Consider the following 13,118-nt stretch of genomic DNA (forward strand, 5'->3'; position numbering starts at 1 on the left):
GTGGGGGCGGCGATGGCATCCTGGAGAGGTCGTTCGTGAGTGCCACCGAGTTGCGCAGCTATGCGGCAGTGATTCGCACGCATGCGTGCACGCCGTTGCTGGAGCAGGTGGTCGCCTCACTGAAGGCGCAGAGCTGGGCGCCGGCGCGGATCGTGTTCGTGGACTCTTCGCGGGATGCGGGAGTGCGGGAGCGTTTGCTGCGGATGGGGGAGGTGGTGGCCTATCCCGAGGAGGTCTTCAACTACTCCGTGGCGATCAATGTGGGGATGGGCGCGGTGGCGGAGCCGTATGCGCTGCTGATCAGTGCCCATGTGCGGCTGGACGATCCCCAGGTGGTGCAGCGGGCCCTGTCAGCCGCGCAGGCGCAAGGCATCGAGGTGGTCTACTGGCGGAATGCTCCTTCCGGGCAGGTCGCGATGGACATCATCGGGGCGGAACAATTCGATGGCTACAACGGGTTGTCCAACGCCTGTTCGTTGTTGCCAACCAGGCTGGTGAAGGAACGACCGTTTCGGGTGGACGTGTTTTCAGCGGAAGACGCGGAGTGGGCAGCCTGGTATTTCCGGAGCCGGCACGGGCGGGTGATGCGGGTGGACGATCCTTCGGTCAAATACGAAAACCCCCATGTGAATGTGCGCAAAACCATCAACGAAGAGGTGGCGATTGCGTATTTCGCCTATCCAAGGAACCGGTGGCCCGACAAGATCGCCTCACGCTGGGGACGAGCCGCGCTCGCGCTCGTTCGAGGGCGGAAGGATCGGGCTCGGATGCATTGGGAAATTGGGACGCAGCTCCTGTTGATGTGGTTCAGGGCGCCCAGTGGCACGTCGAAATACTTCTGAGGTGGCTGTGACAGGGCGTCTTGTTCGGAGGCAGGGCGGCGGTGGGACGCATTCTTTGCCCGCGCTCGCCGCCGAAGGCCCGGGGGGCATTGGCTCCATGTCCCTCCTGTCCCGCTGCGCGGGCCATTCCTTCCTTGACTTCCGCCAATGCCCCCCGGGCCTTCGGCGGCTCAGAACGTGCACTGCGAGGATTTGGAAACGAGCGGTGCGGTGTGCGCCAGGCCTGCGGGACCTGCGTCGTGGGGCGAGGGGGCTGCAACTTCAGTCGTTGGGTGGGGCCACCCCACTGAGGGGGGAGGGGTCATGATGGTGCAGCAGCATTGCGCGGAAAATAGGCGTCGTCCTCAGAGCAGCGATCGGGAGATCTCGTGAAAGTACTCGTCACCGGCGCAGCCGGCTTCATCGGCATGCATGTCAGCCAGATCCTGCTCGCGCGTGGGGATCAGGTGGTCGGCCTGGACAACCTCAACGACTATTACGATCCCACCCTGAAGCACGCGCGATTGGCGCGGCTGGCGCCGCATCTGGCGTTTTCGTTCATCGAGATGGACGTGGCGGACCGGGCCGGGATGGCGCAGGTGTTTGCCGAGCATGGCTTTGACCGGGTGGTGCATCTGGCCGCACAGGCCGGGGTGCGGTATTCGCTGGTGAATCCGCATGCGTATATCGACTCGAATATTTCAGGGTTCACGAATGTGCTGGAAGGTTGCCGGCATCACAGCGTGGAGCATCTGGTGTATGCGTCCAGCTCGAGCGTGTATGGCGGCAATACCTTGATGCCGTTCAGCGAGCATCACAGCGTGGACCATCCCGTCAGCCTGTACGCCGCCACGAAGAAGGCCAATGAGCTGATGGCCCATACCTACAGCCATCTGTTCAATCTGCCGACGACCGGGCTGCGCTTTTTCACGGTGTATGGGCCCTGGGGGCGGCCGGACATGGCGCTGTTCCTGTTCACGAAAGCCATCCTGGCGGGTGAGCCGATCAAGGTGTTCAACCACGGGCAGATGATTCGAGATTTCACCTACATCGATGACATCGCTGAAGGCGTGGTGCGGGTGCTGGATCGCGTGGCCACGCCCGATGCGGACTACGACCCGGTGAAGGCGGATCCGGCACGGTCGAGCGCGCCGTATCGAGTGTTCAACATCGGCAACCATCAGCCGATGCCGCTGATGGGCTTCATCCAGGCGATCGAGCAGGCGCTCGGACGTGAGGCGCAGAAGGAGTTTTTGCCGCTGCAGGACGGCGATGTGCCGGCCACGCATGCGGATGTGGAAGAACTGGCCGCCTGGACCGGGTTCCGGCCGGCCATGCCGGTGACAGAGGGCGTGAAGCGCTTTGTTGCCTGGTATCGCGACTATTACAAGATCTGAGACAAGGCGCTGACGTTTGTCAGCGATGCTGGCACCCGGCTTGCTCACCGGGCGCCGGTACAGGAATGTGTCCCGGCCGCGGTGTGGCTGGGAATTTGTGAATCTGGGCAGTATTTGGAATGACCCTTGGGAGTTATCGCATGAAAGTTACGACGATTGGCACCGGCTATGTGGGCCTGGTCACGGGCGCATGTCTGGCCGAGATGGGCAACCATGTGGTGTGCCTCGACGTGAATCCCGACAAGATCCGCGTGCTCAACGAAGGTGGCATTCCCATTCATGAGCCGGGCTTGGACGCCGTGGTGGCGCGCAATGTGGCCGCCGGTCGCCTGCAGTTCACGACGGATGTGGATGTGGCGGTGAATCACGGCACGATCCTGTTCATCGCGGTGGGCACGCCCCCCGGTGAAGATGGCTCGGCCGACCTGCAATATGTGCTGGCCGCGGCCCGTTCCATCGGTCAGCGCATGACCGACTACAAGGTGGTGGTGGACAAGAGCACGGTGCCGGTGGGCACGGCCGAGAAGGTGGACGCCGCCATCCGCGAAGAGCTGACCAAGCGCGGCGTGCCCGCCAATTTCGCGGTGGTGTCCAATCCCGAGTTCCTGAAGGAAGGCGCTGCGGTCGAAGACTTCATGAAGCCGGACCGGATCATCGTGGGCTCGGACGACGAGCAGGCGACGCTGATGATGCGCGCGCTGTACGCGCCGTTCACCCGCAGCCACGACCGCCTGATGGTGATGGACGTGAAGAGCGCGGAGTTCACCAAGTACGCCGCCAATGCGATGCTGGCGACCCGCATCAGTTTCATGAACGAGCTGGCGCTGCTGGCGGAGAAGGTGGGCGCGGACATCGAGCTGGTGCGTCGCGGCATCGGCTCGGACCCGCGGATTGGCTATCAGTTCCTGTATGCCGGTGCCGGCTATGGCGGTTCGTGCTTCCCGAAGGACGTGAAGGCGCTGGTGCGTACTGGCCGTGAATACGGTCAGGAGCTGCAGGTGCTGAACGCGGTGGAAGAGGCGAACGACCGGCAGAAGCAGGTGCTGGTGGAGAAGGTGGTGGCGCGCTTCGGCGAAGACCTGGCCGGCAAGCGGTTTGCGCTGTGGGGCCTGGCCTTCAAGCCCAACACCGATGACATGCGCGAGGCGCCGGCCCTGACCATCATCGAAGGCCTGACCGAGCGCGGCGCAGCGATCGCGGCCTACGATCCGGTGGCCATGAGCGAAGCGTCCCGCATCCTCTCGACCAACCCCGGCGTGAGCTTCTGCGAACGCGCCGAGCATGCGCTGGCGGAAGCCGACGCCCTCATCATCGTGACGGAGTGGAAGGAATTCCGCACGCCGGACTTCGATCGGTTCAAGACGGATTTGAAGCAGCCGGTGGTGTTTGATGGCCGCAATCTGTATGAGCCGGCGATGATGAAGTCGATGGGGATCGAGCATCACCCCATCGGGCGGAGTGGGAAGATCGCGGCGCGTTAATTCCGGCGCGTTAATCGCGGCGGGCGCGGTCTGTTGGGTGAAGGGGCCGGTTTACTGCGCTGGAAGGCGCAGGGCCGGGCACCTTTTGCTCCATGTCATTCCTGTCCGGCTGCGCCGGCCATTCCCTTCTTTACTTCCGCAAAAGGCACCCGACCCTGCGCCTTCCCGGACTGAGGACTGCGGTGGCTGATGTGGGTGGGCCGCGCTGGAATGTGCAGGGCCGGGCACCTTTTGCTCCATGTCATTCCTGTCCGGCTGCGCCGGCCATTCCCTTCTTAACTTCCGCAAAAGGCACCCGACCCTGCACCTTCCCGGACTGAGGACTGCGGTGGCTGATGTGGGTGGGCTGCGCTGGAAGGTGCAGGGCCGGGCACCTTTTGCTCCATGTCCCTCCTGTCCCGCTGCGCGGGCCATTCCTTCCTTGACTTCCGCAAAAGGCACCCGGCCCTGCACCTTCCCGAACCGAGGACTGCTGCGGGTGACGTGGTGCGCCTTCTCAGACCGAGGACTGCGGCGGTTGCTTGGGCAGTGCGGTGGAGGGGGCACGTTGCTGGTGTTGTGACGGGAGTGGGGGGTGCAGGGGCGCCCCGCAAAATGGGATACTTCCGGGCTAACCCCGGAAGTCATCCCCATGGTCAAGATCAACAACATCCAGGTCGATAACGCGCTGCCCTTCGTGCTGTTTGGCGGCGTCAATGTGCTGGAGTCCGAGCAGTTCGCGGTGGACGTCTGCGGCGAATATGTCCGCGTCACCCAGGAACTGGGCATCCCTTACGTCTTCAAGGCGTCGTTCGACAAGGCCAATCGTTCGTCGATCAAGTCCTACCGGGGCCCGGGCCTGGAGCAGGGCCTGAAGATCTTTGAAGCGGTCAAGAAGGCCCACAACGTGCCGGTGCTGACCGACGTCCATGAGCCCTTCCAGGCCGCTGAAGTGGCCAGTGTCTGCGACGTGCTGCAGCTGCCCGCCTTCCTGGCCCGACAGACGGACCTGGTCATCGCCCTGGCGAAGACCGGCAAGGTCATCAACATCAAGAAGCCGCAGTTCGTCAGCCCGCCGCAGATGAAAAACATCGTCGAGAAGTTCGAAGAAGGCGGCAACCCGAACGTCATGCTGTGCGACCGTGGCGCACAGTTCGGCTACGACAACCTCGTCGTGGACATGCTGGGCTTTGGCGTCATGAAGCAGGTGAGCGGCAACAAGCCGGTCATCTTCGACGTCACCCACGCACTGCAGCAGCGTGAATCGGGCGCCGCAGCCTCCGGCGGCCGTCGCGGTCAGGTGACCGAGCTGGCCCGTGCGGGCATGGCCATCGGACTGGCAGGCCTGTTCCTCGAATCCCACCCGAAGCCCGAAGAAGCTCGTTGCGACGGTCCCAGCGCCCTGCGCCTGTCGCAGCTCAAGCCCTTCCTCCAGCAGGTCAAAGCCATCGACGACCTCGTCAAGGCCATGCCTGCCCTCGACACGAACTAAGACCCCAACCCGCTCCGAATCTCCGCCCGCCCGCATCGCGACGGATGGCTTGACAGTGGGGCTGCCGCGACGACTCGTATTCGGTTCAGAGTCGCAGGCTCGACGCAGAAGTAAGAACCTCTGGTGTTATTGCTCACTGAGACTGGGCAACGGCACCAGGGGTTTTGTCTTGATGGGAGCTACCGAGCCCGCACAGATTTCGGAGCCGCCTCATTCCTGAAGCCCTTGGGCGTGCACGGTGTCGGAAGCCGCCAACCGGGCCCCCTTTTGCGGAAGTATTAGGAGGAGGACCCGGAGGGTCCGGGGGACATGGAGCAAAAGGGGGCCCGGTTGGTGGCTTCAAGCGAAGTCAAAGAAACGCCCCCTCAGATCTGCGCCGCAAGAACCGAAACGATCCGCTTCGCCGCCGCCCCATCCCAAAGCGGTGGCCGCATCCCGCTCCCTGGCCGTTCACCGCGATCCAATGCCTCCAGGGTTGAATGTGCAGCGGCAAGAACCTTCGCTGCATCGACCCCCACCAGCCGATTGCTCCCCATCTCCACCGTGATCGGCCGCTCCGTGTTCTCGCGAATGGTGAGACACGGCACCCCCAGCGCCGTGGTTTCTTCCTGGAGTCCGCCGCTGTCGGTCAGCACCAGCGCCGCCTCACTCCACAGTGCCAGAAACGGACGATAGGGCAGGGGAGGCAGCAGCATCAGCGAGGGAGGAAGCCGCAACCCGAGCGCCTGAATCCGCCCCAGCGTCCGCGGATGCACCGGGAACAGCAACGGCAACCGCTCCGACAGCGTCGCCATGGCGTTCAGCAGTGCCGCCAATTGCACGGGATCGTCCACATTCGATGGCCGATGCAGCGTCACCACCCCATACCGTCCCGCAGCCTGCAGCGCCGACACCTGCTCCGCGCGCCCCTCCCATCCCTGCCGATCCACACCCGCCAGCAGCGCATGCTGATACAGCAGGTTGTCGACCATCACATGCCCGACCTCATGGATCTGCGCCTCGGCGTGCCCCTCCCGCCGCAGATGCGCCGTGGCACTCGGCTCGGTCGTGAACAGCCAGTCCGACATCGCATCCGTCGCGCGCCGGTTGATCTCCTCCGGCATCCGCATGTCACCGCTGCGCAGCCCCGCCTCCACATGCGCCACCCGCACGCCCAGCTTGCGGGCCACCAGCGCACATGCCAGCGTGGAGTCCACGTCCCCCACCACCACACAGGCCGCAGGCCGGTCCGCCTGCACCACCGGCTCGTAAGCCTGGAGAATGCGGGCCGTCAGCTGCGCATGACTCCCGCCATGACAGCCCAGCGACACATCCGGCGGCGGCAAACCCAGCTCTTCAAAGAACACGCCACTCATCGCGTGATCCTGATGCTGACCGGTATGCACCAGCCGCCAGGCCAGCCGACCATCGTCCCGCAACGCCCGCACCAGCGGCGCGAGCTTCATGAAATTCGGCCGCGCGCCGGCAATCAGATGAAGCAGCGGCGCAGCCATCGGCAGGTCTGCCTCAGTCGAAGAATTTTGCGTCCGCCAGCAGCGGCGCCTTCGCGTCCTTCTCCGCCAGCTTCGGCTCCACCCCGGTGTCCGGCCATTCAATGCCGATCGCCGGGTCATCCCACCGCACCGAGCCTTCCGCCTGCGGCGCATACAGATCGGTCGTCTTGTAGAGGAAGTCCGCCGTGTCGCTCAGCACCAGAAAGCCGTGCGCAAAACCCGGGGGAATCCACAGCTGGCGATGGTTGTCCCCGCTCAGCTCCACCCCCACCCACTTCCCAAAGCGCGGGCTGGACCGACGCATGTCCACCGCCACATCAAACACCGCACCCGCGGTGCAGCGCACCAGCTTGCCCTGCGCATGCGGCGCCAGCTGGAAATGCAGCCCCCGCAGCACGCCGCGGCTGGAGCGCGAATGGTTGTCCTGCACAAAACGCACGTCGGCACCGACAGCCGCATTGAACTTCGGCTCCGTCCAGCTTTCCATGAAGAACCCGCGTGCGTCTCCAAACACCTTGGGTTCAAGAATCATCACCTCCGGCAGCGCGGTCGGAATCACATTCATCAAAACACCTTCTCGTTGAGCAATTGCTTCAGGTATTGGCCATACCCGTTCTTCAGCATTGGTTGCGCCAAACGCTCAACTTGTTCCGCAGTGATCCATCCCCGGCGGTACGCAATTTCTTCCGGACAGGCCACCTTCAACCCCTGGCGCTTTTCCAGGGTCGCAATGAACTGGCCCGCTTCCAGCAGGCTGTCATGCGTGCCGGTGTCCAGCCATGCATAACCGCGGCCCATGATCTCCACCTTCAGCTGCTGCATCTGCAGATACCGCGCATTGACGTCGGTGATCTCCAGCTCGCCGCGGGGGCTCGGCTTGATGTCCGCCGCAATGTCGCACACCTGGTGGTCGTAGAAATACAGGCCCGTCACCGCATAGTTGCTCTTGGGCTTGAGCGGCTTCTCTTCGATGCTCAAGGCCCGCTTGCCATCATCGAAGGCCACCACGCCGTAACGCTCCGGATCATGCACATGGTAGGCAAAGACCGTTGCGCCTTCCGTGCGCTCGTCCGCCGCGCGCAGCAGGCCCAGCAGGTCGTGACCGTAGAAGATGTTGTCGCCCAGCACCAGGGCACTGGGGGCGCCGTTGATGAAGTCGCGGCCCAGGATGAAGGCCTGGGCCAGGCCGTCCGGCGACGGCTGCACGCAATACTCCAGCCGGATGCCCCAGCGCGACCCGTCGCCCAGCAGCGCCTCGAAGCGCGGCAGGTCCTGCGGTGTGCTGATCAGCAGGATGTCCCTGATGCCCGCCAGCATCAGGGTGCTCAGCGGGTAGTACACCATCGGCTTGTCGTAGACCGGCAGCAACTGCTTGCTCAGCGCCAGCGTCGCCGGGTGCAGGCGCGTGCCGGAGCCCCCCGCCAAAATGATGCCCTTGCGGGAAGTGGTCTCGGAGGAAGTCTGGGGAGTGGTCGACATGCGGGGCCTCACAGGATCTCGTCCAGCATCCGGTCCACGCCCGTCTGCCACTGGGGCAGCACCAGGCCAAACCGGGATTGCAGGCGGCGGTTGTCCAGACGTGAATTGAGCGGGCGTGGCGCCGGCACCGGATAGGCCGAGGTGGGAATGGCCTCCACCTGGTCCGGCTGCACCTTCAGGGCCACCCCCTTGGCAGCGGCACGGCGCAGCACATGCTGCGCATACTGGTGCCAGTTGGTCTCGCCACTGGCCACGGCGTGATAGGTGCCGCACAGCGAGCGGTCGGCCAGGGCGCCGCGGATCATGTGCGCACTGATGTCTGCCAGCAGGTCGGCCCCGGTGGGCGCGCCCACCTGGTCGGCCACCACCTTCAACTGCTCGCGTTCAGCGGCCAGGCGCAGCATGGTCTTGGCAAAGTTGCCCCCGCGCGCGGCATAGACCCAGCTGGTGCGCAGCACCAGTGCGTCCACGCCCTGCTCGGCGATCAACTGCTCGCCTTCGAGCTTGGTGCGGCCGTAGACGCTCAGCGGGCCGGTGGCTGCCGATTCATCGCGGGGCTGATCCCCACTGCCGTCAAACACATAGTCGGTGCTGTAGTGCACCAGCAGCGCCCCGGTCGCACGCGCTTGCGCGGCCAGCAGGCCCACCGCGGCGGCATTGATCTGACGGGCCGCCGCCGCATCAGACTCGGCCTTGTCCACGGCGGTATAGGCCGCTGCATTCACGATCACGTCCGGCGCCACGCGCTGGACCGTGGCGGCCAGCCGGTCGTTGTCGGAGAGGTCGCCCCCTTCGTGGCGGTCCAGCGCCACGAGGGTGCCCAGCGGCGCCAGGGCGCGTTGCAGCTCCCAGCCCAGTTGTCCGGTCTTGCCCAGCAAAAGCAGTTTCATGGCCGCGCCTCAGTTCGTCTGGCCTGCGCCGTATTGCTTCGACACCCAGTCGCGGTAGGCCCCCGACTGCACACGAGCCACCCAGTCCTCGTTCGACAGATACCACTGCACCGTCTTGCGGATGCCGGTCTCGAAGGTCTCGGCCGGACGCCAGCCCAGCTCTCGCTCGATCTTGCGGGCGTCGATCGCGTAGCGCCGGTCGTGGCCCGGACGGTCCTTCACATAGGTGATCAACCGGCTGTAGGGCCCCGCCGCATCCGGACGCAGTTCATCCAGCAGCGCGCAGACCGTGCGCACGATGTCGATGTTGGCCTTCTCGTTCCAGCCGCCGATGTTGTAGGTCTCGCCGACGCGCCCCCCCGCCAGCACCGCGCGAATGCCGGAGCAATGGTCGGTCACATACAGCCAGTCGCGGATCTGCTGACCATCGCCATACACCGGCAGCGGCTTGCCGGCCAGCGCATTGACGATCATCAGCGGGATCAGCTTCTCCGGGAAGTGATAGGGTCCGTAGTTATTGCTGCAATTTGTGGTCACCACCGGCAACCCATACGTGTGATGCCAGGCCCGCACCAGATGGTCACTCGCCGCCTTGGACGCGGAGTAGGGGCTGTTGGGTTCGTAGGGATTGGTTTCGGAGAACGGCGGGTCTTGCGGCTGGAGCGAGCCATAGACCTCGTCGGTGGAGACGTGATGGAAGCGGAAGCCGTCGCGGGTTTCGCCTTCGAGCGTGCCCCAATAGGCGCGAGCCGCTTCCAGCAGGGTGAAGGTGCCTTCCACATTCGTGCGCATGAAGGCGCCCGGGCCGTGGATGGACCGGTCCACATGGCTTTCCGCCGCGAAGTGGACGATGGCACGGGGACGATGGGTGGCCAGCAACTGGTCCACGAGTGCGCGGTCGCAGATGTCGCCCTGCACGAAGACGTGGCGGGCATCGTCCTTCAGGCTGGCCAGATTCTCCAGATTGCCGGCATAGGTCAGCGCATCCAGGTTGACCACAGGCTCGTCCGACGAGCGAAGCCAGTCCAGCACGAAGTTGCTGCCGATGAAACCGGCACCGCCGGTGACGAGGATCGTCATGAGTCGAATATCCCTTATAGCTCGCAAAAATGGATCTGCCGTCAACGCCTCGTCGCGACCCGGCTCTGGCGGAGGCAATCAGCGGCTGAGTCAGCAGCGCGCCGCACTCCGGTTCATCCACCGTTGTTCGTGCAAACCGCTCTCAGGCCGGTCAGGCCCTCTGCCTCTGCCTCTGCGCCTCCGCCCCTGCGCAGCCAGCCTCGCGCTTCAGCAGCGGGCGAGCGTTGGCGTCGGCCTTGCTCGCCTCACCGGCATGAGCGGCATGAGCGGCCTTACAGCCGCCAGACCTTGAGCCCGGCCGCCCGCAGCGCGTCACTTGCAAACGCCGCCTTCACGTCGATGAAGGCGCCTCCGTCCACCAGTTTGCCACACAGGTCCTGCACGCCCAGTGCCTTGTATTCCCGATGGGCGACCGCGGCGACGATGGCATCCGCCCGGGGCAGATCCTCGAATCGGTGGAGTTTAACCCCGTATTCGTGCATGGCTTCATCCGCGGCGGCCGCCGGATCGGTCACCCAGACCTCCACCCCATAGCTCTCCAGCTCCCGGATGATGTCGATGACCTTGGAGTTGCGCAGGTCGCCGCAGTCTTCCTTGAAGGTCAGGCCCAGCACGTTGACCTTGGCGCCCTTGATGTAGCTGCCCGCGGCGATCATCTGCTTGATGGTCTGCTCCGCGATGAACTTGCCCATGCCGTCGTTGATGCGGCGCCCCGCCAGGATGACCTGCGGGTGGTAGCCCAGCATGTCCGCCTTGTGGGTGAGGTAGTACGGGTCCACGCCGATGCAGTGGCCGCCCACCAGTCCCGGCTTGAACTTGAGGAAGTTCCACTTCGTGCCCGCCGCTTCCAGCACTTCCGAGGTGTCCAGGCCGATGCGGTCGAAGATGATGGCCAGCTCGTTCATCAGCGCGATGTTCAGGTCGCGCTGGGTGTTCTCGATGACCTTGGCCGCTTCCGCCGTCTTGATGCTGGAGGCGCGATGCACCCCCGGACGGATAATGCTTTCGTAGGTGCGGGCGACGATGTCCAGCGTCTCGGGCGTGTCGCCGGAGACGATCTTCAGGATCTTGGTGAGCGTGTGCTCCTTGTCGCCCGGGTTGATGCGCTCGGGGCTGTAGCCGACGAAGAAGTCCCGCTTCCAGACCTTGCCGGATTCCCGCTCCAGCACCGGGATGCAGACTTCCTCGGTCGCGCCCGGATACACGGTGGACTCGAACACCACCACCGCCCCGGCCTTCATGTGGCGGCCGACGCTGGCCGACGCGCCCACCAGCGGGCGGAAGTCCGGAATATGCGCCTCGTCCACCGGCGTGGGCACCGCCACGATGATGACGTCGGCCTCGGCCAGGCAGGCCGGATCGCTGTGATATTCGGCGTGGACGGCGGCCCGCACTTCCTCGTCGGTCAACTCCCGCGACGGGTCGGTGCCCGCGCGGCACTTGGCCACCTTGTCGGTCGAGATGTCAAAACCGATGGTGCGGCCCAGCTTGCCGAACTCGACCACCAGCGGCAGCCCCACATATCCCAGACCTACAACGGCGATCACAGCCACGGCCTTCTCCTCTTCAAGCGTGCGCTTCTTGTCCTGTCACGGACGTCTTTGTAGCCGGCTTTGTATCCGGTTTTGAGCGCGCCGCCGATCCCTCAGTTGCGGCCGTAGGTGTCCTGGTAGCGGACGATGTCGTCTTCGCCCAGATAAGACCCGGACTGCACCTCGATGATTTCCAGCGGCACCTTGCCCGGATTGGACAGGCGATGCACCTGGCCCAGCGGGATGTAGGTGGACTGGTTTTCGGTCAGCAGGATGGTCTTGTCGCCGTTGACGACCTCGGCCGTGCCGGACACCACGATCCAGTGCTCCGCCCGGTGGTGATGCATCTGCAGGCTGAGCGAGGCGCCCGGCTTGACCATGATGCGCTTGACCTGGAAGCGCTCACCCATGTCGATGCTGTCGTACCAGCCCCAGGGGCGGTGCACCTTGCGGTGCAGGTTGTGCTCGCCCCGCTGGCTGGCGGTGAGGGAATTGACGATCTTCTTGACGTCCTGGCTCTTGCTGCGGTCGGCCACCAGCACCGCGTCCGGCGTTTCCACCACCACAATGTTGTCCAGGCCAACGGCCGACACCAGGCGGCTGGTGGCATGCACCAGCGTGTTGCGGCTGTCGGCAATGATGGCGTCGCCGCGGCTGGCATTGCCGTCATCGTCCTTGGGCGCCACCTGCCAGACCGCTTCCCAGGCGCCCAGGTCGTTCCAGCCGGCGTCCAGCGGCACCATGCGCAGCGGGAATTCGCTGCCGGGGCAGTGCTCCATCACCGCATAGTCGATGGATTCGCTGGGGACCTGCGCAAACGCGTCCTTGGCCGGGCGCACAAAGGCCCCGTCGGCACTGCGGCCGTCGAAGGATGCGCGGGTGGCGGCTTCGATGTCGGGACGGAAGCGCTGCAGGGCCTTGATCCAGGTCGAGGCGCGCAGCACAAACATGCCGCTGTTCCAGAAGTAGCTGCCTTCGTCCAGATAACGCTGGGCCGTGTCGGCATCCGGCTTTTCGACGAAGGCCTCGACCCGCAGGCCGTTGCCGTCCGCCTGGCCGCGGATATAGCCATAACCCGTTTCGGGACGATCCGGCGTGATGCCCAGGATGACGATGGCGCCGTCCTGCGCCTGGCGGATGGCCGTCTGCACGGCGGTGGTGAAGGCATCGGCCTGCGTGACGGTCTGGTCCGCCGGGGCGACCACCAGCACCGGATCGGTCCCGCCCTGCAGCACGGCGCTGGGGCTCATGTGCTGCTCGCGCAGTTGGTCCAGCACCATGAAGCGGTGTTCTTCATTGCCCACCACCAGCGGGGCGCTGACGGCGATGTCCTCGGCGCCCAGCGTCGCCAGGCGGTCCGCCGCCTGCTGGAACAGGCTGGTGTTGCCGCTCAGGATCAGGAACTGCTTCGGGTAGCCCGCGCGGGACAGCGGCCACAGCCGCGTTCCACTGCCACCGGCCATGATCACCGGTA

Annotated in this window: 11 protein-coding genes; 4 read left to right on the top strand and 7 right to left on the bottom strand. The window is 64.9% G+C overall.

The window, feature by feature from the left end; genetic code table 11:
* The first annotated feature begins 35 nt into the window (after window positions 1-35).
* The 4 genes from DES44_RS02855 to kdsA all read left to right on the top strand — a co-directional run bounded on the left by DES44_RS02855 (window position 36) and on the right by kdsA (window position 5,170).
* Window positions 36-842 (top strand): glycosyltransferase family protein, encoded by an 807-nt coding sequence (locus tag DES44_RS02855; RefSeq protein WP_058936304.1) that lies wholly within the window; start codon window positions 36-38, stop codon window positions 840-842.
* Between the two features lie 368 nt (window positions 843-1,210).
* Complete coding sequence (locus tag DES44_RS02860) at window positions 1,211-2,218, top strand: NAD-dependent epimerase (RefSeq protein ID WP_058936303.1); 1,008 nt, start codon at window positions 1,211-1,213, stop codon at window positions 2,216-2,218.
* 140 nt (window positions 2,219-2,358) lie between these two features.
* Window positions 2,359-3,699, top strand: a complete 1,341-nt coding sequence (locus tag DES44_RS02865; protein ID WP_058936302.1) for a UDP-glucose dehydrogenase family protein — start codon at window positions 2,359-2,361, stop codon at window positions 3,697-3,699.
* Between the two features lie 631 nt (window positions 3,700-4,330).
* Entirely contained in the window at window positions 4,331-5,170 is an 840-nt protein-coding gene (gene kdsA / locus DES44_RS02870; protein ID WP_058936301.1) for a 3-deoxy-8-phosphooctulonate synthase, read from the top strand.
* Between the two features lie 365 nt (window positions 5,171-5,535).
* On the opposite strand, the gene wecB is transcribed toward kdsA, so the two are convergent.
* From wecB to DES44_RS02905, 7 genes are all read right to left on the bottom strand, one after another.
* A complete protein-coding gene (wecB, locus tag DES44_RS02875; RefSeq protein WP_058936300.1) occupies window positions 5,536-6,663 on the bottom strand; it encodes a non-hydrolyzing UDP-N-acetylglucosamine 2-epimerase in 1,128 nt (375 codons plus the stop codon).
* 13 nt (window positions 6,664-6,676) lie between these two features.
* Window positions 6,677-7,228: a dTDP-4-dehydrorhamnose 3,5-epimerase gene (gene rfbC, locus DES44_RS02880; protein ID WP_058936299.1), complete on the bottom strand. Its 552-nt coding sequence runs from the start codon at window positions 7,226-7,228 to the stop codon at window positions 6,677-6,679.
* Window positions 7,228-8,142: a glucose-1-phosphate thymidylyltransferase RfbA gene (gene rfbA, locus DES44_RS02885; protein ID WP_058936298.1), complete on the bottom strand. Its 915-nt coding sequence runs from the start codon at window positions 8,140-8,142 to the stop codon at window positions 7,228-7,230. Before rfbA ends, rfbC begins: the two co-directional genes overlap by 1 nt.
* A gap of 8 nt (window positions 8,143-8,150) precedes the next feature.
* Window positions 8,151-9,032 carry a dTDP-4-dehydrorhamnose reductase gene (rfbD, locus tag DES44_RS02890; protein ID WP_058936297.1) on the bottom strand — a complete coding sequence of 294 codons (882 nt, stop codon included), beginning with the start codon at window positions 9,030-9,032 and terminating at the stop codon, window positions 8,151-8,153.
* Between the two features lie 9 nt (window positions 9,033-9,041).
* On the bottom strand, window positions 9,042-10,112 hold the full coding sequence (gene rfbB, locus DES44_RS02895; protein WP_058936296.1) for a dTDP-glucose 4,6-dehydratase: 1,071 nt from the start codon (window positions 10,110-10,112) through the stop codon (window positions 9,042-9,044).
* A 272-nt stretch (window positions 10,113-10,384) separates the two neighbouring features.
* Window positions 10,385-11,665 (bottom strand): nucleotide sugar dehydrogenase, encoded by a 1,281-nt coding sequence (locus tag DES44_RS02900; RefSeq protein ID WP_058936295.1) that lies wholly within the window; start codon window positions 11,663-11,665, stop codon window positions 10,385-10,387.
* Window positions 11,666-11,757: 92 nt separating this feature from the next.
* Window positions 11,758-13,107 carry a mannose-1-phosphate guanylyltransferase/mannose-6-phosphate isomerase gene (locus DES44_RS02905; protein ID WP_058937557.1) on the bottom strand — a complete coding sequence of 450 codons (1,350 nt, stop codon included), beginning with the start codon at window positions 13,105-13,107 and terminating at the stop codon, window positions 11,758-11,760.
* Window positions 13,108-13,118 lie beyond the last annotated feature (11 nt).

Origin of the sequence: Roseateles depolymerans, from assembly GCF_003387155.1 — a bacterium.
Taxonomy (GTDB): Bacteria; Pseudomonadota; Gammaproteobacteria; order Burkholderiales; family Burkholderiaceae_C; genus Roseateles; species Roseateles depolymerans.

Bases quoted from the DNA above. Each gene is read 5' to 3' on its own strand.
- DES44_RS02865 (WP_058936302.1), top strand. From the start codon at position 2,359: ATGAAAGTTACGACGATTGGCACCGGCTATGTGGGCCTGGTCACGGGC.
- wecB (WP_058936300.1), bottom strand. From the start codon at position 6,663: ATGGCTGCGCCGCTGCTTCATCTGATTGCCGGCGCGCGGCCGAATTTC.
- rfbA (WP_058936298.1), bottom strand. From the start codon at position 8,142: ATGTCGACCACTCCCCAGACTTCCTCCGAGACCACTTCCCGCAAGGGC.
- DES44_RS02905 (WP_058937557.1), bottom strand. From the start codon at position 13,107: ATGGCCGGTGGCAGTGGAACGCGGCTGTGGCCGCTGTCCCGCGCGGGC.
- rfbD (WP_058936297.1), bottom strand. From the start codon at position 9,032: ATGAAACTGCTTTTGCTGGGCAAGACCGGACAACTGGGCTGGGAGCTG.
- rfbC (WP_058936299.1), bottom strand. From the start codon at position 7,228: ATGAATGTGATTCCGACCGCGCTGCCGGAGGTGATGATTCTTGAACCC.
- kdsA (WP_058936301.1), top strand. From the start codon at position 4,331: ATGGTCAAGATCAACAACATCCAGGTCGATAACGCGCTGCCCTTCGTG.
- rfbB (WP_058936296.1), bottom strand. From the start codon at position 10,112: ATGACGATCCTCGTCACCGGCGGTGCCGGTTTCATCGGCAGCAACTTC.